The organism is Arenimonas donghaensis DSM 18148 = HO3-R19 (assembly GCF_000743535.1).
Classification (GTDB): Bacteria; Pseudomonadota; Gammaproteobacteria; order Xanthomonadales; family Xanthomonadaceae; genus Arenimonas; species Arenimonas donghaensis.
Genome location: NZ_AVCJ01000001.1, coordinates 356,538 through 377,778, shown reverse-complemented (window position 1 = coordinate 377,778; position 21,241 = coordinate 356,538). Strand labels below are relative to the sequence as shown.

Below are 21,241 nucleotides of genomic sequence, written 5' to 3'. Positions count from 1 at the left end.
ACGAATGACTTCCCGAATCAGAAAGGCTGTTTTCCCCGTCGCCGGCCTGGGCACCCGTTTCCTCCCGGCGACCAAGACCGTGCCCAAGGAAATGCTGCCAGTGGTGGACAAGCCGCTGATCCAGTACGCCGTCGATGAGGCGATCGAGGCCGGATGCGACACCCTGGTGTTCATCACCAACCGATACAAACACGCGGTGGCGGACTATTTCGACAAGGCCTACGAGCTCGAGCACAAGCTCGAGAAGAAGGGCAAGTCCGAACTCCTGTCGTTGATCCGCGACGTGTTGCCCAGCCACGTGCGGGCGGTCTTCGTGACCCAGGCCGAGGCCCTGGGCCTGGGCCACGCCGTGCTGTGCGCCGAACCGGTGATCGGTAACGAGCCTTTTGCCGTCGTCCTGCCCGACGACCTCATCTGGAACAAGGGCCCCGGCGCCCTGAAGCAGATGGCCGACCTGGCCGAAGCCGAGGACGCCAGCGTGATCGCCGTGCAGGACGTGCCGCGCGAGCAGAGCGGCAGCTACGGCATCGTCGCGACCCGCGACTTTTCCGGCCGGCATGGCGACATCGAGGCGATCGTGGAGAAGCCCCGGCCCGAGGATGCGCCCAGCACCCTGGCCGTGGTGGGTCGCTACGTGCTCGACGGCAGCATCTTCGACCTGCTTCGCAAGACCCGGCCCGGCGCCGGTGGCGAGATCCAGCTCACCGACGCCATCGCCAGCCTGATGGCGGACAAGCGCACCCTGGCCTATCGCTTCCAGGGCCGCCGCTTCGACTGCGGCAGCCGCATCGGCCTGGTCGAGGCGACGATCGAATTCGCGCTGGACCACGAGGACCTGGCCGAGCCGGCCCGCGCGTACATGCGCGCCGCGCTGGCGCGCTGAAGCCCGCGGGCGCCCGGCGTGGATGCCACCAGCAATTTCTATCGCGCCCGCGCGCCGGCGCCGCCGGCCCGCGCCGCACTGTCCGGACGGCACGAGGCCGACACCTGCGTGGTCGGCGCTGGATTCGCGGGTCTCAACACCGCCCTGGGCCTGGCCGAACGCGGCCGCGGCGACGTGTTGGTGCTCGAAGCGAAGGATATCGGCCATGGCGCCTCCGGGCGCAATGGGGGCTTCGTGTTCGGCGGTTTTTCCCGGGGCGAGGCCGAGCTGCTGGCCGAACTCGGCCGGCAGCGGGCGCAGGCGCTCTACCAGGGCACGGTGGACGCGGTCGAGTTGATCCGCCGGCGCATCGCGCGCCACGCGATCGCCTGCGACGCCACCGATGCCGGGGTGATCTGGGCGAACTGGTTTCGCGACGCCTCGGTGTTGCGGCACCGCCAGCAGCTGCTGGCGGAAAACTTCGGCATTCACTGGCAATGGCTCGACCGCGGGGAAATGGCCCATCGCATCGCCAGCGATCGCTACGGCGAGGGCCTGTTCGAAGCCAACGCACTGCATTTCGATCCGCTCGCCTACGCCAGGGGCCTGGCCGACGTGGCCGCCGGGCAGGGCGTGCGCATCCATGAGTCGAGTCCGGCCATCGCGCTCGACCGCCACGGCGGCGGCTGGCGGGTGCGCACGCCAGGCGGGGAGGTCATGGCGCGCCATGTCGTGCTGGCCTGCGGCGGCTACCTCGCCGGCCTGCGCCGGGAGGTGGACGCCGGGGTGATGCCCATCGCCACCTACGTGATGGTCACCGAGCCCCTGGGTGCCCGCCTGCAGGACGTGCTGCGCACGCCGGCGGCGATCTACGACAGCCGTTTCGCGTTCGACTATTACCGCCCGCTGCCGGACACCCGCCTGCTCTGGGGCGGTCGCATCTCCGTGCGCGATCGCTCGCCCGACGCGGTACGGCGGCTGCTGCGCCGGGACCTGCTGCGGGTATTCCCGCAGCTGCATGGGCTGCGCATCGAGCGCGCCTGGTCCGGGTTGATGAGTTATGCCCGGCACCAGATGCCGCAGGTGGGCAAAGTCGAAGACGGCCTGTGGCTGGCCCAGGCCTTCGGCGGCCACGGGGTCGCGCCGACCACCTTCGCCGGGGAACTGCTGGCTTCTGCGATCGCCCACGGCGACCCGCGCTGGCGGGAGATGTCGGACTATGGCCTGGTCTCGGCGCTCAAGCCTGCCGGTTTCCTCGGCGCCCAGCTAAGCTATTGGTGGTACCAGGCGCGGGACGCCTGGAAGGACTGGCAGGAAAGACGATGAACGAAGCAGACGAACAGGCCGGGCTGATCAGCTGGGCTGATTTCGAGAAGGTGATGCTCTGTGCCGGCACGGTGCAGCGGGTCGAGGAGTTCCCCGAGGCGCGCAAGCCGGCCTGGAAGCTGTGGGTGGATTTCGGCCCGCATGGCGTGCGCAAGACCAGCGCCCAGGTCAAGGCGCTCTACACCGCCGAGGACCTGGTCGGCCGCCAGGTGGTGGGCGTCATCAACTTCCCACCCAAGCAGGTGGGCCCGGTGCGCTCCGAATTCCTGCTCACCGGCTTCCCGACCGACGAAGGCGTGGTCATCACCACGCTCGAGCGCCCGGTCCCCAACGGCACCCGCATGGCCTAGGGCGGGGAGGGGACGGACCCGGTGGGTCCGTCCCCGGTTGCGCGGCTCAGAGTGCTTCGAAGATGCCGGCGGCGCCCATGCCGGTGCCGATGCACATGGTGACCATGCCGTACTTCTGCTTCTGGCGGCGCAGGCCATGCACGATGGTCGCGGTGCGGATCGCGCCGGTGGCGCCCAGCGGGTGGCCCAGGGCGATGGCGCCGCCGAGCGGATTGACCTTGGCCGGGTCGAGTTCGCAGGTGCGGATGACCGCCAGGGCCTGGGCCGCGAAGGCTTCGTTGAGTTCGATCCAGTCGAGCTGGTCCTGGCTGATGCCGGCCTGCTTGAGCACCTTCGGAATCGCCGCGATCGGGCCGATGCCCATCACTTCCGGGCGCACGCCGGCGACCGAGAAGCCGACGAATCGCGCCAGCGGGGTCAGGCCGTACTGCTTGATCGCCGATTCCGAGGCCAGCATCACCGCGCCGGCACCGTCGGACATCTGCGAGCTGTTGCCCGCCGTCACCGAGCCGCCGTTGCGGAAGACCGCGCGCAGCTTGGCCAGGCCTTCGGCGCTGGTGTCCGGGCGCGGGCCCTCGTCGTGCTCGACGAGCATCTCGCGCAGCTGCACGGTATTGCCGGCCAGCACCGGCTGGCGCGAGATCACGCCGTAGGGCGAGATTTCTTCCTTGAACGCACCGGCCGCCTGCGCGGCGAGCGCCTTGTGGTGCGAGGCCAGGGCGAAGGCATCCTGGTCTTCACGGCTGACCTTCCATTCCTCGGCGACCTTTTCGGCGGTGATGCCCATGCCGTAGGCGATCGCCACGTTGTCGTCCTGGAAGACCTTGGGGCTCATGGCCACCTTGTTGCCCATCATCGGCACCATGGACATCGATTCGGTGCCGCCGGCCAGCACCAGGTCGGCGTTGCCGAGCCGGATCTGGTCGGCCGCCAGCGCCACGGCCTGCAGGCCCGAGGAGCAGAAGCGGTTGATGGTCTGCGCGGCCACCACGTCGGGCAGGCCGGCCAGCAGCACGCCGATGCGCGCCACGTTCATGCCTTGCTCGCCCTCGGGCATGGCGCAGCCGATGATGGCGTCGTCGATGCGGCTGGTGTCGATGCCCGGGCACTGTTCGACCACGGCCTTGAGCACGTGGGCCAGCATTTCGTCGGGGCGGGTGTTGCGGAAGACGCCGCGCGGGGCCTTGCCCACCGGGGTGCGGGTGGCGGCGACGATGTAGGCGTCCTGGATTTGCTTGGTCATGTGTTTGTCCTCGTCGCGGCTCAGTTACGCAGCGGCTTGCCGGTCTTGAGCATGTGGGCGATGCGTTCCTGGGTCTTGGGCATCTGGGCCAGGGCCACGAAGTGCTCGCGCTCGAGCCTGAGCAGCCACGCCTCGTCCACCAGGGCGCCACGGTCGATTTCGCCGCCGCACATCACGGTGGCGATGCGCTTGCTCACCTCGTAGTCGTGCTCGGAGATGAAGCGGCCCTCGATCATGTTTTCGAGCATCATCCGGAAGGTGGCGATGCCGACGTCGCCGGCCACCGGGATGGCGCGGGCGGGCAGGGGCGGGCGGTAGGCCGACTCGGCCAGGCCGCGGGCCTGGGCCTTGGCCACGTGCAGCAGCTCATAGGCGTTGAAGACCACCCGGTCGGACTCGCGGGCCAGTCCGAGCTCCTTGGCCTCGAAGGCCGAGGTCGCCACCTTGCCCATGGCCACGGCTTCGAACATCGGCTTGAGCTGGGCGAAGACGTCGCCACCCGGGCCGGCCGCCTGGGCGGCGCGCACGGCGATTTCCTTGAGGCCACCACCGGCCGGCAGCAGGCCGACACCGGCCTCGACCAGGCCGACGTAACTTTCCAGCGCGAAGACGCTGCGCGCCGCGTGCATCTGGAACTCGCAGCCGCCGCCCAGGGCCAGGCCGCGCACGGCGGCCACCACCGGCACCAGCGAATACTTGATGCGCTGGCTGGTGGCCTGGAAGTTGGCCACCATGGCGTCGAACTCGTCGAGCTTGCCGGCCTGCAGCGAGCCCAGGGCCCCCGCGAGGTCGGCGCCGGCGGAGAAAGGCTCGCTGGGCTGCCAGATCACCAGGCCGCGGAAATCCTTCTCGGCCCGGTCGATGGCCTCCTGGACGCCGGCCAGCACGCCGTCGTTGACGGTATGCATCTTGGTCTTGAAGCTCAGCACCGCGATGCCGTCGCCGTCGTGCCACATGCGCACCGCGTCGGTCTCGAACACCGTGTCGCCCGGGCTGGCGCGTTCGCCCAGCACCGGGTCCGGGAAGCGCTGGCGGTTGTACACGGCCAGGTTCGAGCGCGGCAGCTTCTCGCCCTTGGCCGGGCTGAAGCTGCCCTCGGCGGCGTGCACGCCGTCGCGGCCGTCGAAGACCCAGTCGGGCAGGGGCGCGCTGGACATGGCCTTGCCGGCCACGATGTCCTCGGCGATCCACTCGGCCACCTGCTTCCAGCCGGCGGCCTGCCAGGTCTCGAACGGGCCCAGCTTCCAGCCGTAACCCCAGCGGATGGCCAGGTCGACGTCGCGGGCGGTGTCGGCGATCGAGGACAGGTGGTAGGCGCTGTAGTGGAACAGGTCGCGGAACATCGCCCACAGGAACTTCGCCTGCGGATGCTCGCTGGCGCGCAGCTGGGCGAACTTCTCGGCCGGGTTCTTGTGCTTGAGGATCGCCACCAGCTCGGGATCAGCGGTGCCGGTGGCCGGGCGATAGTCCTGGGCCTTGAGGTCCAGGACCTGGATCTCCTTGCCCTTCTTCATGAAGATGCCGGCGCCGGTCTTCTGGCCCAGGGCACCCTTGTCGATCAGGGCCTTGAGCCAGTCGGGGGTCTTGAAGTACTTGTGCCAGGGGTCGTCGGGCAGGGTGTCGGCCATGGTCTTGATGACGTGGGCCATGGTGTCGAGGCCGACCACGTCGGAGGTGCGGTAGGTCGCCGACTTCGGGCGCCCCAGCAGCGGGCCGGTCAGGGCGTCGACCTCGTCGAAGCCCAGCTTGCACTCGGCAGTGTGGTGCATCGTGGCGAGGATCGAGAACACGCCAATGCGGTTGCCGATGAAGTTCGGGGTGTCCTTGGCATAGACCACCCCTTTGCCCAGGGTCGTTACCAGGAATTCCTCAAGCCCTTCAAGCACTTCGCGGTCAGTCTTCGCGCAGGGGATGAGCTCGGCCAAGTGCATGTAGCGCGGCGGGTTGAAGAAATGCACGCCGCAGAACCGGGTATGAAGTGATTCCGGAAGAACCTCGGCCAAACCATTGATCGACAAGCCGGAAGTGTTCGAGGCCAGGATGGCGTGCGGGGCCACGTGGTCCTCGATGCGGTCGTACAGGGCCTTCTTCCAGTCCATGCGCTCGGCGATGGCCTCGATGATCAGGTCGCAGTCCTTGAGCAGGTCCAGGTGCTGGTCGTAATTGGCCGGGGTGATCGCCGCGGCCTTGGCCTTGCTGGCGAAGGGCGCCGGCGAAAGCTTGGCCAGGTTGGCCAGCGCCTTGTCGACGATGCCATTGGGCTTGCCTTCCTTGGCGGGAAGGTCGAACAGGATGGTTTCCACGTCGGCATTGGCGAGGTGGGCGGCGATCTGCGCGCCCATCACGCCGGCGCCAAGCACGGCCACCTTGCGGATTCGAAGTTGGGGCATGGGTTCAGCTCCGTGGGGAGGAGGGAGGAGGATGGGGGAAGTGGCCGGATTTCAGCCGGCGCGCAGGCCGGCGGCCGCGAAGCGGATCAGGGCCTGGGCGGCCTTCTCGCAGTGGGCCTTTTCGGACACGCCCGCCGGCCGCTTGATCAGGCCGAAGTCGGCCATGGCGTAGGTGAGCGCGCCGGCGGTGAAGTCCAGCCGCCAGTACAGGTCTTCCTTGGCCAGCTGGGGCAGGGCCTGTCCCAGGGCCTTGGCGAACTCGCGCAGCACGTGGCCGTAGTTGTCGGACAGGAACTTGCGCAGCCGGTCGTTTTTCTCGGCGAAAGCACGCGCCAGCACCCGGACGAAGGCCGAGCCGCCGTGGCGGTCGATGGTCAGGGCCAGCGGGGGTTCGATGAAGGCCGACAGGATGGCCTCGAGATCGCCCGGGTGTTTGTCCTGGGCCTGCTTGAGCAGGGCCAGGCGGCGTTCGCTCATCTCGTCCATGCGGCGCCGGAAGACCTCGTTGACCAGGTTCTCCTTGCTGCCGAAATGGTAGTTCACCGCCGCGATGTTGACGTCGGCACGGCTGGTGACCTGGCGCAGCGAGGTGCCCGCGAAGCCGTGCTGGGCGAACAGCTCTTCGGCGGCGCCCAGGATGCGTTCCTTGGTGTTGAAATGACTCGTGCTCATGGCTTGCCAGCGTTCGATTCAAACAGGTGTTGGCGAGTGTACCCGGACTGGCGCCGCGGTCAAATGGCCAATTCAAACCAGCGCTGGGAGGAACGCTCGGGCACGCCCCGTGAGAGTGGGGTGGCCGATGCTGCTGGAAATATTCAGGGATTTGCGCTAAACCCTCGCCAGGACGGGGTTTTGTGATAAATTCATGGGCTCCCAAAACCCCTAGAACCTACGGAGTTACACCATGGCGCTGGAGCGCACCATTTCCATCATCAAGCCCGACGCGGTCGCCAAGAACGTCATCGGCGAAATCTACGCCCGCTTCGAAAAGGCCGGCCTGAAGATCGTCGCGGCCAAGATGAAGCACCTTTCCCGCAAGGAAGCCGAGGGCTTCTACGCGGTGCACCGCGAACGCCCCTTCTTCAACGCCCTGGTCGAGTTCATGACCTCGGGTCCGGTGATGATCCAGGTGCTCGAGGGCGAGAACGCCGTCGCGAAGAACCGCGACCTGATGGGCGCCACCAATCCGAAGGAAGCCGCGGCGGGCACCATCCGCGCCGACTTCGCCGAGACCATCGACGCCAACGCCGTGCACGGCTCGGACAGCCTGGAGAACGCCGCGATCGAAACCGCGTACTTCTTCAGCGCCACCGAGCTCTGCCCGCGCTGAGTGATGCCGTGAACGAGGCCGTCGCCAAGACCAACCTGCTCGACCTCGATCGCGAGGGCATGGAGCACTTCTTCGCCGATACCCTCGGCGAGAAGCGCTTCCGCGCCCACCAGGTGATGAAGTGGATCTACCACCAGCACGTCACCGAATTCTCCGAAATGACCGACGTCGGCAAGGCACTGCGTGCCAAGCTCGAGGCGGTCGCCGAAATCCTTCCGCCGAACGTGCTTTTCGACAAGCCGTCGGCGGACGGTACCCACAAGTGGCTGTTGGGCATGGATGCCGGCAACGCCATCGAGGCCGTGTTCATCCCCGACAAGGGCCGGGGCACGCTGTGCGTGTCCAGCCAGGTCGGCTGCGGCCTGAACTGCCAGTTCTGCTCGACCGCGACCCAGGGGTTCAACCGCAACCTCAGCACCGCCGAGATCATCGGTCAGGTGTGGGTCGCCTCCAAACACCTGGGCAACAAGACCCACCTCAATCGCAAGCTCACCAACGTCGTGATGATGGGCATGGGCGAGCCGCTGCTCAATTTCGACAACGTCGTGCGCGCCATGAGCCTGATGCGCGACGACCTGGGCTTCGGCCTGGCCAACAAGCGCGTCACCCTGTCCACCTCGGGCCTGGTGCCGATGATCGACCGGCTCGCGGTCGAGTCGGACGTGGCCCTGGCCGTTTCCCTGCACGCGCCCAACGATGAACTTCGCACCGAGCTGATCCCGCTCAACAAGAAGTATCCCGTGGCCGAGCTGATGGACGCCTGCGTGCGCTACCTGCAGCGCAAGAAGAAGGGCGACTCGATCACCTTCGAATACACCCTGATGAAGGGCGTCAACGATTCCCCGGCCACCGCCCGCGAGCTGGCGAAGCTGATGAAGTCGTTCTCCAACAAGATGCAGTACGCCGACGCGGGCAAGGTCAACCTGATCCCCTTCAACCCGTTCGCCGGCACGCGTTTCGAACGCAGCGGCGAGACCGAGATCCGCGCGTTCCAGAAGATCCTGCAAGACGCCGGCGTGCTTGCCATGGTCCGGCGCACCCGTGGCGACGATATCGATGCGGCCTGCGGCCAGCTCAAGGGCCAGGTCATGGATCGCACGCGTCGCCAGTCCGAATTCAAGCGAAAGCTCGAACAACAGGGGGTTTCCGATGCGGCGTGACGCAGTGTGGCCGATGTCCGGCAAGTTCCTCTTCGCCGGCGCCCTGGCGCTGACCCTGGCGGCCTGCGCCGGCACCGGTACGGGGAGCGGCGCGACCCGCGCCACCAAGGTGCAGCCGGAGATGAGCAACAAGGGCCTGGCCAACCTGCAGCTGGCGCAGAACTACCTCGCCTCCGGCAAGCTCGACGTGGCCATGGACCGGGCACAGCGCGCGATGCGCAGCGACCCCGGCTCGGCCGACGTGCAGGTCGTGATGGGCATGATCCGGCAGACCCTGAACGATTCCGCCCGTGCCGGCGAACATTTTGCCCAGGCGGCCAAGCTGGCCCCCGACACCGGCCACGTGCTCAACGCCTACGGCGCCTGGCTGTGCGAGCGCCAGCGCTACGACGAGGCCGACCAGGTCTTCTCGCGCGCCGTGCTCGACCCCTTCTACGAAGCCAAGGCGCAGGCGTATTACAACGCCGGACGCTGTTCCATGCTCGGCGGTCAGTACGGCCGCGCCGAGCCGGCCCTGCGCAAGGGCCTGGACATCGAGCCCGAAAACGCGCTGTTGCTTGAACAGATGGCCCGGCTGCAGTTCCGGCAGGGTGACTTCCTCGGTGCCCGGGCGTTTTTCCAGCGTCGCGAGTCGGTGGCCGAGGTCGGCGCCGAACTGCTCGACCTGGCGATCGCCATCGAGGAGGGCGCCGGCGACCGGGCCGCCGCCGAACGCTATCGCAACCGTTTGCGCACCAACTACCCCGACTACACGCCAACCGCCAGTAAGGAATCTCCGCAGTCATGAGCAGCGAAGGCCGGCAGGAAGCTTTGTTCGAAGAACCCATCGGCCTGCGCCTGCGCGCGGCCCGCGACAAACAGGGCATGAGCCAGGAACAGGCCGGCCAGCAGCTGCGCCTGCCGGTGGCGATCATCGACGCCATGGAGCGCGAGGACTGGGCCCGCCTGGGCGCGCCGATCTACGTGCGAAGCTACCTGGGCAGCTACCTGCGCCTGTTGGGACTGCCGCAGGAACTGGCGGCGCCGGTGTTGGCGCCGGCGCCCGCGCCGGTGCTGGTGCCGATGGCCTCGCGCTCGCGCTTTCGCCGCACGCTCGACACCTCCCTGCGCAACGCCGTGTACCTGGTGATGACCGCGGTGCTGGTCGTGCCGGTGGTGCTGGTGGCCCGGCACTACCAGAATGCCGAAAAGCCGCTGCCGCTGACGCTTGAGGCCGACCCCTCGGTACTGCCGGCGCTCGACCCCGGCTTTGAGCCGGGTCCCGACGCCGCGCCCGCGGTTGCCCTGGCGACGCCCGGTACGCAACCGGCAGACGCCGGCCCGGAACCGATCATGGCGTCCATGGCACCGGTGCCCAAGAAGAATCCTTCGCCCGAGCCGCCGGCGGCGCTCGATGCCGGCGACGGCCTTGTGCTGCGGTTCAGCGGCGAGAGCTGGCTGGAAGTGAACGACCCCCAGGGTCGCCGGCTCGAGCGCGCCCTGCTCAAGGCCGGTGAAGAGCGCCGTTACGCCGATGGTGAAGTGGGTTACGTCACCCTGGGCAATGCCGGGGCGGTGGAAGTGCTGCACGACGGCAAGGTGCTGGATCTGGCGCCCTTCCGCGCGGCGAACGTCGCCCGCTTTACGGTATCCTCTGGCGGTGAACCCCAGCCTGCCCGGTGAACCACCGCGCCCGGCGACCCGACCCACTGCCTGCGCCCACCGTGCGCGGGCCCGAAGAAGTGATCCATGACCGACATTGACGAACACGAACAGGGCGAACGCGTTCGCGCCTGGCTCAAGAACAACGGCTCTTCCCTGATCACCGGCGTCGCCCTGGGCCTGGCCGCCCTGGGTGGCTGGCAGTGGTGGCAGAACCAGGGCGAGCTGCGCAAGGTCGAGGCCGCGTCCGAATTCCTGGCCTACACCCGCGCCTCGGAAGGCGACCAGACCGACAAGGCCCTGGCCCACGCCGCGGCGATCAGCCAGAACCATCCGGAAACGCCCTACGTCGCCCTGGTCGCGCTCAACGAAGCCCAGCGCCTGCAGGCCGACGGCAAGGCCGAGGAGGCGATCGCCAAGCTCGACGCCGTTCCCACCGAACACCTGGACCCGGCCCTGGCCGAGCTGCTGCAGCTGCGCGCCATGCGCCTGCTGGCGGGCCTGGATCGCCACGAAGACGTGCTCAAGCGGCTCGACGCCCAGCCCCTGCCCAGCTATCCCGGCGTCGCCGGTGAACTGCGTGGTGATGCCGAGCTCGCGCTGGGCAACCGCGAACAGGCCCGCCAGGCCTACGAGCAGGCCCTGGCCGCGCTCGACCTGGCCGCGCCGACCCGTGGCATCGTCGAAATGAAATTCACCGCGGCCGGCGGCCGCCTGCCCGAGACCCCGGAGGCCTGAGCGCATGCTGCGTCGTACCCTGATCATCGCCGCGCTGCTGGCGTTCGCCACCGGCTGTTCGACCCTCAAGGGCTGGTTCGGCGACAAGGCCAGCAAGGCCCTTGAGCCCGCTGAACTCACCGAAATCGCCACCCCCATCGCGGTGTCCAAGGCGTGGTCGCGCAAGCTGGGCGACGACAATGCCCGGCTTGGCCTGCGCCAGCGTCCCGCCATCGAAGGCGACCGCCTGTACGTGTCCAACGACGAAGGCCGCGTGCTGGCGATCGACGCCAACACCGGCAAGGAAATCTGGGACTCGGAAGTCGCGCCGGGCGGCAAGCAGGGCAGCCGCATCTTCTTCTGGCGCCGCAAGGCGGTGGACGGCGGCCTCAGCGGCGGACCCGGTGTCGGCAACGGCATGGTCATCGCCGGCGGCCGCAACGGTGAAGTCGTGGCCCTGGACGCCGAAACCGGCGCCGAGCGCTGGCGCGTCAAGGTCACCTCTGAGGTGCTGGCCGCGCCCCTGGTCACGGCCGACCGCATCATCGTTCGCAGCAACGACGGCCGCACCTTCGGCCTGGACCCGGCCGACGGCACCCGCAAGTGGGTGTTCGACCGTGGCATCCCGGCGCTGAGCGTGCGCGGCAACGGCGCGCCGGTCAGCGATGGCCAGCTGGTGTACCTGGGCTATGACGACGGCACCGTCGTCGCCCTGCGCCTGCAGGACGGCCTGGTCGCCTGGACCCAGCTCGTCGGCGAAGCCGAAGGCCGCAACGACCTCGACCGCATGGCCGACGTCGATGGCGAAATCGCCCTGGGCTATTCCGAGCTCTACGCCACCAGCTTCGTCGGCCAGACCATGGCCATCTCCACCCAGAACGGCCGCCCGCTGTGGAACCGCGACACCGGCGGTTATTCCGGCCTGGCGCTGCTGGCCGACCGCGTGGTGCTCTCCGACCCGGCCGGCACCCTCTGGGCGCTGGACCGCAATTCCGGTTCGGCCCTCTGGCGCCAGGACGTCCTGGCCCGCCGCTGGCTGACCACGCCGGCCATCCACGGCAGCTACCTGGTGGTGGGCGACATCGAAGGCTACGTGCACTGGGTGCGCAGCAACGACGGCGTCATCGTCGGCCGCGACCGCGCCGGCAAGGCCCCGATCCGCGGCACCCCGCAGGTGACCCCGACCGGCATCCTGGTGGTCCTTGATTCCGAAGGCCGCCTGTCCGCTTACCCGTCGCCGGCGCAATAAGCCGGCTTCGCATTCCACGGGAGAGTTTCTTTTGTTGCCATTGGTTGCTCTCGTGGGCCGTCCCAACGTCGGCAAGTCGACGCTGTTCAACGCGTTGACCCGCAGCCGTGACGCCCTCGTCCACGACGAGCCCGGCGTCACCCGGGACCGTCATTACGGCTTTTGCCGGCTGGTCGAAGACCGGCCCTTCGGCCTGTGCGACACCGGCGGCCTGTCCGGCGACGAGGAAGGCCTGGCCGGCGCCACGGCGCGGCAGGCGAGGGCGGCGGTGGATGAGGCCGACCTGGTGCTGTTCGTCGTTGACGGGCGCGAAGGTCCCTCGGCCATCGACGACGCCATCCTCGCCTGGCTGCGCAAGACCGGTCGGCGCTTCTTCCTGGTGGTCAACAAGGTCGACGGCCTGGACCTGCAGACCGTGCTGGGCGAGTTCGCGCGTTATGGCGTCGAACGTGTCATCCCGGTGGCCGCGGCGCACCAGCGCGGTATTCCCGAGCTGCTCGAGGAAGTGGTGCCGGAATTGCCCGAAGACGGCGATGCCGCCGTGCTTGCCGACGACCCGCACCGCATCCGCATCGCCTTCCTGGGCCGGCCCAATGTCGGCAAGTCGACGCTGGTGAATCGCCTGCTCGGCGAGGAGCGCATGATCGCCTCCGACGTCCCCGGTACCACCCGCGACTCGATCGCGGTGGACCTGACCCGCGACGGCCGCGACTACCGCCTGATAGATACCGCCGGCCTGCGCCGGCGATCCAAGGTCGAAGAGGCGGTGGAGAAGTTCTCGGTCTTCAAGACCCTGCAGGCGATCGAAACCTGCCAGGTCGCCGTGGTGCTGCTCGATGCCGGCGAAGGCGTGACCGAACAGGACGCGACCGTGCTGGGCCTGGTGCTGCAGGCCGGCAAGGCGCTGGTGATCGCGGTCAACAAGTGGGACGGCCAGAGCAAGTACCAGCGCGAACAGACTGAAGGCATGCTGGTGCGCAAGCTGTCGTTCTGCGAGTGGGCCGAACGCATCACCATCTCGGCCCTGCACGGCACCGGCATGCGCGAATTGTTCCGCGCCATCCACCGCGCACACGCCTCGGCGACCAAGGAATTCAGCACCTCCGAAGTCACCAAGGCGCTTGAAATCGCCTACCAGAGCTTCCCGCCGCCGGCCGTGCGCGGGCATGTCTCGAAGCTGCGTTATTGCCATCCCGGTGGCGCCAATCCGCCGACCTTCATCGTGCACGGCACGCGCCTGCGGGTGCTGACCGAAAGCTACCGGCGCTACCTCGAGAACTTCTTCCGCAAGCGGTTCAAGCTGGTCGGCACGCCCGTGAAGTTCGTCTTCAAGGAAGGCGAGAATCCGTACGAAGGCAAGAAGAACGTGCTGACCGAACGCCAGGTCAAGCGCAAGCGCCGCCTGATCCGGCACATCAAGCGCAGCAAGTGATCGCACCTGCCGACGTCGCCCTGGGCATCCTGGCCGGGGGGCGCGGCGAACGGGTCGGTGGACGGGACAAGGCCTGGCTCCTGCGCGGCGGTTTGCCGGCGCTCGATGGTTTGCTTACCGAGCTCAAGGTCCAGGCCTTCGGCCAGCGACTCGCGAGCGTTCGCGATGAAGATGCCCGCTGGGCGGCACGTGGCTTTCGCTGCGTCCCGGACCTGCGCCCGGGCCAGCCGGGACCGCTGGCAGGCATCGAAGCACTGGCGGCCGCGTGCACCACGCCGTGGTTGTTGCTGTTGCCCGTGGACGTATTCGACCTGCCACCGGGCTTGTTCGACCGGCTCGCGGCGCTCGCCTCGCCAAACGGCTGTTGCCTGCGTGACGCGGGCGGCCTGCAGCCCCTCGTTGGCCTGTGGCCGCGCGCCGCGCTGGGACAGGCCGCGTCCGCAGCCCTGGCCGCGGGCGAAGGGGCGGTACACCGAGCGCTGGTGACCCTGCAGCCGGCGACGCTGGACGTCACGCCCCGCCGCCTGGGCAATGCCAATACCCCCGACGCTTATGATGGTGCGCCATGAACGTTGATTTCCCGACCCGCATCGGCTTCGACGAAGCCGCCGCCATCATCGACCGCGTGGCCCGCGAGCGCCGGCTCGCGCCTGAGCGCATTCCGCTCCAGCGTGGCCTGGGCCGCGTACTGGCCGACGACCTGGTCGCGCCGATCGGTCTTCCCAATTTCGACAACGCCGCCATGGACGGCTTCGCGGTGCGGGGCCTGCCGATGCCGGACGCGGGCTGGGAATTGGTCGGCGAGCAGTTCGCCGGCACCGACCGCGGGCTGGTGCTGCAGACGGGGCAGGGCAGCCGCATCACCACCGGCGCACCGCTGCCGGCCGGCGCCGACGCGATCCTGATCAAGGAAAACGCCCGCGTCGAGGGCGATCGTCTCTTCACCGACACCCCGCCCGCGATGCGCCAGCACATCCGCCGGGCCGGCGAGGATGTCGAGGCCGGCACGCGGCTGCTGGCGGCCGGCGACGTGCTGACGCCGGCGCGCATTGGTCTCGCCGCGGCCCTGGGCCTGCCCGAGCTTTCGGTCGCCCGCCGCCCCACGGTGGCGGTGTTCACCACCGGCGACGAGCTGCGGCCACCGGGCCAGGCGCTGGCCCCGGGCGAGATCCACGACTCCAACCGGGCCTTGCTGCAGACCCTGCTGGTGGCCGAAGGCCTGGAACCCGTGGCCTGGCCCATCCTGCCCGACGACCCGGCGCGCATCGCGGCCATGCTCGAAGACGCCGCGTTCTCCTTCGACCTGGTCATCACCTGCGGCGGGGTGTCCGCGGGGGAAAAAGACCATTTGCCGGCCCTGCTGCAGGCGCGCGGCGAAACCTATTTCTGGAAAGTCCGGATGAAGCCCGGCATGCCGCTGCTGTTCGGGCGCCTGGGCGACGCGCTGTTGCTTGGCCTGCCCGGCAATCCGGTGTCGGTGCTGGCCACCTTCCTCACCCTGGGCCGACGCCTGGTCGACGGCCTGCAGGGGCGCGTCGAACCGCGCAGCCGCTGGCGGGCGAAGCTGGCGTTGCCCGTGGACAAGCGCCACGAGCGGCTCGAGTTCATGCGTGGCCGGCTGCAGGTCGACGCCTCCGGCCAGCTGCAGGTGCAGCCCGACCCGGCCACCGGCTCGCATCGCCTGGCGGCCGCCGCCGGCAACGACGTGCTGCTGGTGCTGCCCGAGGGCGCCGGGCACTTCCCGGCGGGCAGCGTCGTTGACTGCCTGCCCAGCTCCTCGGGTCGCGGCTAGACTGGCGGCATGCCGAAGATCGAGGAAATCAGCCCGGCCGAGGCGCGGCGCCGCATGGCGCAGGGCAGTCGACTGCTGGACGTGCGCGAGGCCGGTGAACATGCACTGGGCCTGCCCGAAGGTGCCCTGCCGCTGCCGCGCGCCGCGCTCGAAGCCAATCCCGGACAGGTGACGCCCGACACCGGCGCCGAACTGCTGCTGATCTGCGGCAGCGGCCGCCGTTCGCTGCTCGCGGCGCAGGCGCTGCAGGCGCGCGGCTACGGCCGCCTGTGCTCGGTGGCCGGCGGTTACGAGGCCTGGTGCAAGGACGGCCTGCCCACCGTCGCCGGGGCACCGGAGGACGCCGACTTCCTGGAGCGTTATTCGCGCCACCTGCGCCTGCCCCAGGTGGGTCTGGACGGCCAGCGCCGGCTGGCGCAGGCCCGCGTGCTGCTGGTGGGGGCGGGAGGCCTGGGGTCGCCGGCGGCGCTGTACCTGGCCGCGGCGGGTGTCGGCAAGCTGGTGGTCGCCGATGACGACGTCGTGGACCGCAGTAACCTGCAGCGCCAGGTATTGCACACCGAAGCGCGCATCGGCGTGCCGAAGGTCGATTCCGCGCAGCAGACCCTGGCGGCCTTGAATCCGCGCGTGCAGGTCCAGGCGGAAAAACTGCGCGTCAACGCCCAGACCGTCGACGCCCTGGTGCAGGCGGTCGACGTGGTGCTCGACGGCGCCGACAATTTCCCGGTCCGCTACGTGCTCAACGGCGCCTGCCTGCGCCACGGCAAGCCGCTGGTGTACGGCGCGGTGCACCGCTTCGAGGGCCAGGTGAGTGTTTTCGACGCCGGCCGCGATCGCGGCAGGTCGCCGTGTTACCGCTGCCTGTTCCCCGAGCCGCCCGCGGCCGAGGACGCGCCCAACTGCGCCGAGGCCGGCGTGCTCGGCGTGCTGCCGGGTGTCATTGGCCTGCTGCAGGCGACCGAAGTCATCAAGTTGTTGCTGGGCATTGGCGAACCGCTCGCGGGCCGCCTGCTGCATTTCGATGCCCTGGCGATGCGCTTCCGGGAAACCCGCCTGCGCGCCGATCCCGACTGCCCGGGCTGCGGGCCGGGCGCCACATGAGCCATCCGGCAAGCTAGGGGCCGCGTTCGGATCGCTGCCCGGGATTCGCTGGCCGGCCCGAGGCCGGGAAGGTTCAGCGCATCCAGCTCGCCGCCGCCGCGCCCACGGTGGCGGCCAAACCGGTGGCCACCGCGATGCGGGCGACCAGCATGCGTCGCGCCGACGCCTGCAGCTCCGCGACGTCGTGCGCGCCCGGCGGCGGCAGGTCGGGGCGCTGCAGCAGCAGGTTCACCATGGCGTCCACCAGCGGCGGCGGGAACGAGTGGGGCTCGAAGCCGCTACGGCCGTGGCGGGCCAGCAGTTGCTGGACCTCCGGTGCGTTGGGCACGTGCTTCATGGCCCAGTCGCCGAAAGCGGGCTCATCGATGATCCGGCGGTCCAGCAGGCGCAGGTCGCAGTGGCGCGGGTCCCCGGCCAGGCGCGTGTACAGCGCATCGACGTCATCCTCCCGGCCTTCCAGGCACTGGAAGAAACTGCCGTCGGCGAAATGCAGGCCGCCGACCAGGCGCTGCTGGACGTTGTTGCGGCGCGACTGCACCAGGATGCGCGCCACCTCGGGATGGATCCCGGCGCCCTCCCGGATGGGCGGAAAGGTGGCGCGGCTGGCATAAACGAGGCGGATGTAGCGGGACATAGGGCGGACCGGAGAAGGCGAAGCTGGCCAGCAGGATGTCGCAGCGTCCGCATTGAGCCCGTGAAAACGCGCGGTTTGCGTTTCCGGGCTCAGGTCATCTGGGAACTCTCTTCGAAGTCGAGGCGTCGCACGCCCGCTTCGCGCATGGCCGGCTCCAGCCTGGCGTGGTCTTCGTCGGTGGCGTCAACGACGATCAGGACGCGGCCGGCCTTCACTTCGTCTTCGAATTTCTGCCGCACCGGGTCGGGCAGGGCCGACCCCATCAGCGCTGCCGACCAGGTGCCGGCGGCGGCGCCGACCGCGGCAATGGCGGCCGCGCCCGCAAGGGTGACGCCAAGCGGGGGAATGGCGACCGCCACGAGACCCGCGACCAGGCCGGTGGCACCGCCACCGACCGCGCCTTTCACGGCGGCCGGCATGAAGTCCGAGCGGGACTCGCGGAATTTCTCCGGGATGACCTGCATTTCCAGGTCGGAGCGCGCGATCAGGGAGATATCCTCATCCTCGATGCCGAGCCTGCGCAGGCTGCCCACGGCGCTCGCCGCGATGTCGACGTCCTGCGCCTGGAAAACATGTTTGGTTTTCATTTCGCGTTAACTCCTGCACGAAAGGGACGTCCACAGCTATACACAGGGCTGCGTTGCCCGAGGGTGAACGATGCGTGGCCGACGTCGCCATCATTCGCGTGATTCGAGCGCCTCGATCAGCGCCTTCATCTCGGTGATCTCGCGCTCCTGCGCGGCGATGATGTCGTCGGCAAGCTGGCGCACGCGCGGGTCCCGTATCTGGGCACGCTTGCTGGTGAGAATGGCGATGGAGTGGTGGGGGATCATCGCCTTCATGTAGGAAACGTCGTCGACGGTCTGCTGGCTGCGCACCAGCCACAGGCTGCCGGCGAAACCGAGTGCCGCCAGGAGCACGACCACCACGTTGGCACGCGGGTTCCGGTACATGCCCTGCATGAAGGCCAGCATCACCACGGCCATGCCCGCCACCATGATCAGGGTCATCCAAAGCCTTGTCTGGCTGTAGAACACGTGCGCGAGCTCGTAGGTATGCAGGTACATCAGGCCGTACATCACGAGGCCGGACGTGAGCAGCATCAGCGCGAATCGGAGATAGGGATTCAGGGGGGTCATCACGTTGCCTTGTTTTGGGGCTCAGCTCTTTGCGATACATGTTTCGTGCCAGGCCATGGCAGCGACGCAAGGGCGGGCGAAGGCACCGGTCGCGCACCGGACCGGGGCGACGCTTTCTCCTTGCAGGCTGCAAGGCATGCATGCAGATCGCAGGCCGACCCGCCCGGGCCCGCTTAACGAACCACCAAGGATTGCCCAAGGCCCAGCGACGCCCGCCGGGCGCATCGTGGGGCATCGGACCTCACCTGGTCGTTGCCATGCCCGAACTGAGCCTGCTTTTTTGCCTGAAACACGCCACCCCGGCGGTTCTTGTCGAGCGACTGGCGCGACTGGAAGAACGCCTCGACGGTCACGTCGATTTCGAGTTCCTGCTTGTCGGCTATGGCCATCCAGACGACACCAGCCTGGCGTTCAGGGACGTGGCGCGAACTTTCCCGAGGAGCCGGCCGGTCCTGCATACCCGGCGATGCCCGGTTTCCGATGCCTTGGGCTACGGCGTCGACCAGGCCAGGGCCGACTGGGTTGTCCTGTTTCCAGAGCTTGCCGGTCCGGATGACGAAGCGGCCTGCGTGCAGGCGATGCTGGCACAGCTGCGGCGGGAACCCGAAGGTTCCCCGTGCGTGGCGGCGGGCAGGGGACGCCCCGTGCTGTTCCGGACCGGTGCTTTCTCCGCCTTGCCGCGCATCCCCGCCATGGCGGCCTGGTTGCCCGAGCTCCTGGCCCTGGACGGGCAGCGGTGCACGCAACCCAGGGTTGCAGGCGAGCCGCTGCCACTATGGAGCGCGTGCAGGCGTTTACTCCGGCGACTGGTGGTCTCATCATTGTGCACATGGGCCGCACTGGGCGGCCGAAGGGCTACCGGAAAAACCGTGTGAGCCAATCCCTGCAACTCCTGGTGGTCGAAGACCAGTCGGACGTCGCCGCCAACATCTGGGACTACTTCTCGGCCCGTGGCCACGAAGTCGACCACGCGGCCGACGGTGCCACGGGTCTTCGCATGGCGCTCAAGGGGCGCTACGACGTGATCGTGCTCGACCTGGGGCTGCCCCGGCTCGATGGGCTGCTGCTGTGCCAGCGACTGCGCGAAGCGGGGCAGGGCGTGCCGGTGATCATGCTCACCGCCCGCGACCAGCTCGAGGACAAGCTCAGCGGCTTCGCCCACGGTGCCGACGACTACCTGGTCAAGCCCTTCGCGCTCAAGGAACTCGAAGCGCGCATCGGCGTGCTGGCCCGCATGGGCAAGCCCGCGCCGGGTTCGATCCTGTCGGCGGCCGGACTCGAGCTCGACCCGCAGTCGCACGTGGTGCGCCGCGAGGGCCAGAGCATCGCGCTGACGCGCACACAAACCCGGATCCTCGAGTGCCTGATCCATGAGTCGCCCCGGGTGGTGGCGCACGAACGCCTGGCCCGCGTGGTCTGGGGCGCGGAAGGCGGTGACCAGGCGGCGCTGCACACGCATATCCACGCGCTGCGCAATGCGATGGACAAGCCCTTCGGGAATGCGCTCATCCATACGGTGCATGGCATCGGCTATCGCCTGGGGGAGGCCTGGTGAACGCCCGGGCCAGCCTCCGCTGGCGGGTCGCGCTCGCCTACGCCGCGATGGGCTTCCTGATGAGCCTGGGCTTCGCGGTAGCGACGCTTTTCATCGCCGAGGACTACGAGCACATCCTCATCGGCGCCATCCTGCAATCGCAGGGCGAGCACTACCAGGAACGTCTTCAGACCCATCCTGGGCTTTCGCTGCCGGTATCGCAGGGGTTTTCCGCCTACCGCGAGGCGGATGCGCCCGAAGCGTTCCGCGCGCTCGCGCCTGGCATCCACGAGCCCCGGGTCTCAGGCCGGGACGGCGTGCACGTGGGCGTGTTCGGCCAACCCGGGCATCGGCTGGTCTTCGTCGTGGACCTGGGCGCCATCGAGGCGCTGGAGCGCTACCTGGTGCAGATCATGCTGGCCGTGGTGCTGTTGGGCAGCCTGGCCTCGGGCTGGCTGGGCTGGCTGATGGCCGGACGCGCCGTCAGTCCGGTGCGCCGCCTGGCCCACGTGGTGGAAACCCTGCCGGTGCGCCCGGTCGCCACCCGCCTGGCCAGCGAATTCAGCCGCGACGAGGTCGGGCGCCTGGCGGCGGCGATCGACGGCTACCAGGCCCGGCTCAGCGAAGCCGAATCGGCTGAACAGGCCTTCCATGCCAACGCCAGCCACGAGCTGCGCACCCCCATCACGGTGGTGCGTGGCGCGGTCGAAGTGATGCGCGACGACCCCGGCCTGCCGGCCCCGCAGGGGCGTCGACTGGACCGGATCGACCGCGCCATCGACGAACTGTCCCTGCTGGTCGAAGCCCTGCTGCTGGGCGGGCGCGCCATGCCGGTGGAAACCGACGCCGTGCTGCTGCCGACCGTGGTCAGCGAAGCACTGTCCCGCCTGGCCCGGCTCAATCCCGATGGCCAGGCGCTGGTGCACGTGCGCGGCCTGCACCCCTTGCAGGTCCACGCCCCCAAACGTTGGGTCGAGTGCGTGGTCAACGTATTGCTGCAACGGGCCTTGAGCCGCATGCCCGGCGTGGCCTGGGACCTGGACATCACGCCCGGCGGCCTGGTCCTGGCCGAGCAGGGTCATGGGCCCGACGGTGATGGCAAGGTCGAACGCAGCGACCGGGGCCTGGGCCTGATGTTCGTCGAGCGGCTGTGCCGCGAGCTGGACTGGCGGCTGGTCCAGGGGCAGGACGCGCAGGGCCGACTGCGCGTGGCGCTGGAAATGGTGCGCTGAGCCCGATCCGGTTCGCTTAACAGCGCACTCAGGACCGGCCAAGAAGAAACCACGGGCCACGTCGGCAAGCTGCCTGCCTGCGCGACACGCCTGCTCGCGATCTTCCTGG

At 68.8% G+C, this 21,241-nt stretch carries 22 protein-coding genes; 16 read left to right on the top strand and 6 right to left on the bottom strand.

The annotated features are described in order from the left end of the window. Positions 1-4: 4 nt before the first annotated feature. The 3 genes from galU to N788_RS01815 are packed head-to-tail and all read left to right on the top strand — an operon-like array spanning position 5 to position 2,538. The gene (gene galU / locus N788_RS01825) at positions 5-883 is read left to right on the top strand and encodes a UTP--glucose-1-phosphate uridylyltransferase GalU (RefSeq protein WP_034220339.1); all 879 of its coding nucleotides are present in this window, start codon (positions 5-7) and stop codon (positions 881-883) included. A gap of 18 nt (positions 884-901) precedes the next feature. Then, positions 902-2,188, top strand: a complete 1,287-nt coding sequence (locus tag N788_RS01820; protein ID WP_034220336.1) for an NAD(P)/FAD-dependent oxidoreductase — start codon at positions 902-904, stop codon at positions 2,186-2,188. Continuing rightward, a complete protein-coding gene (locus tag N788_RS01815) occupies positions 2,185-2,538 on the top strand; it encodes a tRNA-binding protein (protein ID WP_034220333.1) in 354 nt (117 codons plus the stop codon). Before N788_RS01820 ends, N788_RS01815 begins: the two co-directional genes overlap by 4 nt. 46 nt (positions 2,539-2,584) lie before the next feature. Here N788_RS01815 and N788_RS01810 read toward each other — a convergent pair whose 3' ends face one another. From N788_RS01810 to N788_RS01800, 3 genes are read right to left on the bottom strand one after another with little or no spacing between them, the layout of a single operon-like run. After that, entirely contained in the window at positions 2,585-3,781 is a 1,197-nt protein-coding gene (locus N788_RS01810; protein WP_034220331.1) for an acetyl-CoA C-acyltransferase, read from the bottom strand. 20 nt (positions 3,782-3,801) lie between these two features. After that, complete coding sequence (locus N788_RS01805) at positions 3,802-6,171, bottom strand: 3-hydroxyacyl-CoA dehydrogenase/enoyl-CoA hydratase family protein (protein ID WP_034220329.1); 2,370 nt, start codon at positions 6,169-6,171, stop codon at positions 3,802-3,804. 51 nt (positions 6,172-6,222) lie between these two features. Continuing rightward, positions 6,223-6,843, bottom strand: coding sequence for a TetR/AcrR family transcriptional regulator (locus N788_RS01800; protein ID WP_034220327.1), 621 nt, complete (start codon positions 6,841-6,843; stop codon positions 6,223-6,225). A 232-nt stretch (positions 6,844-7,075) separates the two neighbouring features. Between N788_RS01800 and ndk the strand changes: the two genes are divergently transcribed. From ndk to moeB, 10 genes are all read left to right on the top strand, one after another. After that, positions 7,076-7,501, top strand: a complete 426-nt coding sequence (gene ndk, locus N788_RS01795; RefSeq protein WP_034220326.1) for a nucleoside-diphosphate kinase — start codon at positions 7,076-7,078, stop codon at positions 7,499-7,501. Beyond that, positions 7,489-8,661 (top strand): dual-specificity RNA methyltransferase RlmN, encoded by a 1,173-nt coding sequence (gene rlmN / locus N788_RS01790; protein WP_051924243.1) that lies wholly within the window; start codon positions 7,489-7,491, stop codon positions 8,659-8,661. The genes ndk and rlmN overlap by 13 nt, the downstream gene beginning before the upstream one ends. A 13-nt stretch (positions 8,662-8,674) precedes the next feature. Then, the gene (gene pilW / locus N788_RS01785; protein WP_034220679.1) at positions 8,675-9,448 is read left to right on the top strand and encodes a type IV pilus biogenesis/stability protein PilW; all 774 of its coding nucleotides are present in this window, start codon (positions 8,675-8,677) and stop codon (positions 9,446-9,448) included. Beyond that, positions 9,445-10,323: a helix-turn-helix domain-containing protein gene (locus N788_RS01780; RefSeq protein WP_051924241.1), complete on the top strand. Its 879-nt coding sequence runs from the start codon at positions 9,445-9,447 to the stop codon at positions 10,321-10,323. The genes pilW and N788_RS01780 overlap by 4 nt, the downstream gene beginning before the upstream one ends. A 66-nt stretch (positions 10,324-10,389) precedes the next feature. Then, positions 10,390-11,040, top strand: a complete 651-nt coding sequence (locus tag N788_RS01775) for a YfgM family protein (RefSeq protein ID WP_034220320.1) — start codon at positions 10,390-10,392, stop codon at positions 11,038-11,040. A gap of 4 nt (positions 11,041-11,044) precedes the next feature. Beyond that, the gene (gene bamB, locus N788_RS01770; RefSeq protein ID WP_034220319.1) at positions 11,045-12,268 is read left to right on the top strand and encodes an outer membrane protein assembly factor BamB; all 1,224 of its coding nucleotides are present in this window, start codon (positions 11,045-11,047) and stop codon (positions 12,266-12,268) included. A 31-nt stretch (positions 12,269-12,299) separates the two neighbouring features. Beyond that, positions 12,300-13,700: a ribosome biogenesis GTPase Der gene (der, locus tag N788_RS01765; protein ID WP_034220316.1), complete on the top strand. Its 1,401-nt coding sequence runs from the start codon at positions 12,300-12,302 to the stop codon at positions 13,698-13,700. Beyond that, a complete protein-coding gene (gene mobA / locus N788_RS01760; protein ID WP_034220315.1) occupies positions 13,697-14,269 on the top strand; it encodes a molybdenum cofactor guanylyltransferase in 573 nt (190 codons plus the stop codon). The genes der and mobA overlap by 4 nt, the downstream gene beginning before the upstream one ends. Beyond that, positions 14,266-15,492 carry a molybdopterin molybdotransferase MoeA gene (locus N788_RS01755; protein ID WP_034220313.1) on the top strand — a complete coding sequence of 409 codons (1,227 nt, stop codon included), beginning with the start codon at positions 14,266-14,268 and terminating at the stop codon, positions 15,490-15,492. Before mobA ends, N788_RS01755 begins: the two co-directional genes overlap by 4 nt. Positions 15,493-15,501: 9 nt before the next feature. Next, a complete protein-coding gene (moeB, locus tag N788_RS01750; protein ID WP_051924240.1) occupies positions 15,502-16,593 on the top strand; it encodes a molybdopterin-synthase adenylyltransferase MoeB in 1,092 nt (363 codons plus the stop codon). Positions 16,594-16,666: 73 nt separating this feature from the next. On the opposite strand, the gene N788_RS01745 is transcribed toward moeB, so the two are convergent. The 3 genes from N788_RS01745 to N788_RS01735 form a co-directional block, all read right to left on the bottom strand. Continuing rightward, on the bottom strand, positions 16,667-17,227 hold the full coding sequence (locus N788_RS01745) for a BLUF domain-containing protein (RefSeq protein WP_051924239.1): 561 nt from the start codon (positions 17,225-17,227) through the stop codon (positions 16,667-16,669). 89 nt (positions 17,228-17,316) lie between these two features. Next, positions 17,317-17,814 carry a hypothetical protein gene (locus N788_RS01740; RefSeq protein ID WP_034220312.1) on the bottom strand — a complete coding sequence of 166 codons (498 nt, stop codon included), beginning with the start codon at positions 17,812-17,814 and terminating at the stop codon, positions 17,317-17,319. A 90-nt stretch (positions 17,815-17,904) separates the two neighbouring features. Further along, a complete protein-coding gene (locus N788_RS01735) occupies positions 17,905-18,366 on the bottom strand; it encodes a DUF305 domain-containing protein (protein WP_034220309.1) in 462 nt (153 codons plus the stop codon). Positions 18,367-18,623: 257 nt separating this feature from the next. Between N788_RS01735 and N788_RS14530 the strand changes: the two genes are divergently transcribed. From N788_RS14530 to N788_RS01720, 3 genes are read left to right on the top strand one after another with little or no spacing between them, the layout of a single operon-like run. After that, a complete protein-coding gene (locus tag N788_RS14530) occupies positions 18,624-19,241 on the top strand; it encodes a glycosyltransferase family protein (protein ID WP_160171902.1) in 618 nt (205 codons plus the stop codon). 8 nt (positions 19,242-19,249) lie between these two features. After that, positions 19,250-19,921, top strand: a complete 672-nt coding sequence (locus N788_RS01725) for a response regulator transcription factor (RefSeq protein ID WP_034220672.1) — start codon at positions 19,250-19,252, stop codon at positions 19,919-19,921. Then, positions 19,918-21,132 (top strand): sensor histidine kinase, encoded by a 1,215-nt coding sequence (locus N788_RS01720; RefSeq protein ID WP_034220306.1) that lies wholly within the window; start codon positions 19,918-19,920, stop codon positions 21,130-21,132. The genes N788_RS01725 and N788_RS01720 overlap by 4 nt, the downstream gene beginning before the upstream one ends. Positions 21,133-21,241: the final 109 nt, after the last annotated feature.

Bases quoted from the DNA above. Each gene is read 5' to 3' on its own strand.
- galU (WP_034220339.1), top strand. From the start codon at position 5: ATGACTTCCCGAATCAGAAAGGCTGTTTTCCCCGTCGCCGGCCTGGGC.
- N788_RS01815 (WP_034220333.1), top strand. From the start codon at position 2,185: ATGAACGAAGCAGACGAACAGGCCGGGCTGATCAGCTGGGCTGATTTC.
- N788_RS01810 (WP_034220331.1), bottom strand. From the start codon at position 3,781: ATGACCAAGCAAATCCAGGACGCCTACATCGTCGCCGCCACCCGCACC.
- N788_RS01805 (WP_034220329.1), bottom strand. From the start codon at position 6,171: ATGCCCCAACTTCGAATCCGCAAGGTGGCCGTGCTTGGCGCCGGCGTG.
- N788_RS01800 (WP_034220327.1), bottom strand. From the start codon at position 6,843: ATGAGCACGAGTCATTTCAACACCAAGGAACGCATCCTGGGCGCCGCC.
- ndk (WP_034220326.1), top strand. From the start codon at position 7,076: ATGGCGCTGGAGCGCACCATTTCCATCATCAAGCCCGACGCGGTCGCC.
- pilW (WP_034220679.1), top strand. From the start codon at position 8,675: ATGTCCGGCAAGTTCCTCTTCGCCGGCGCCCTGGCGCTGACCCTGGCG.
- N788_RS01780 (WP_051924241.1), top strand. From the start codon at position 9,445: ATGAGCAGCGAAGGCCGGCAGGAAGCTTTGTTCGAAGAACCCATCGGC.
- N788_RS01775 (WP_034220320.1), top strand. From the start codon at position 10,390: ATGACCGACATTGACGAACACGAACAGGGCGAACGCGTTCGCGCCTGG.
- bamB (WP_034220319.1), top strand. From the start codon at position 11,045: ATGCTGCGTCGTACCCTGATCATCGCCGCGCTGCTGGCGTTCGCCACC.
- N788_RS01755 (WP_034220313.1), top strand. From the start codon at position 14,266: ATGAACGTTGATTTCCCGACCCGCATCGGCTTCGACGAAGCCGCCGCC.
- moeB (WP_051924240.1), top strand. From the start codon at position 15,502: ATGCCGAAGATCGAGGAAATCAGCCCGGCCGAGGCGCGGCGCCGCATG.
- N788_RS01745 (WP_051924239.1), bottom strand. From the start codon at position 17,227: ATGTCCCGCTACATCCGCCTCGTTTATGCCAGCCGCGCCACCTTTCCG.
- N788_RS01740 (WP_034220312.1), bottom strand. From the start codon at position 17,814: ATGAAAACCAAACATGTTTTCCAGGCGCAGGACGTCGACATCGCGGCG.
- N788_RS01735 (WP_034220309.1), bottom strand. From the start codon at position 18,366: ATGACCCCCCTGAATCCCTATCTCCGATTCGCGCTGATGCTGCTCACG.
- N788_RS14530 (WP_160171902.1), top strand. From the start codon at position 18,624: ATGCCCGAACTGAGCCTGCTTTTTTGCCTGAAACACGCCACCCCGGCG.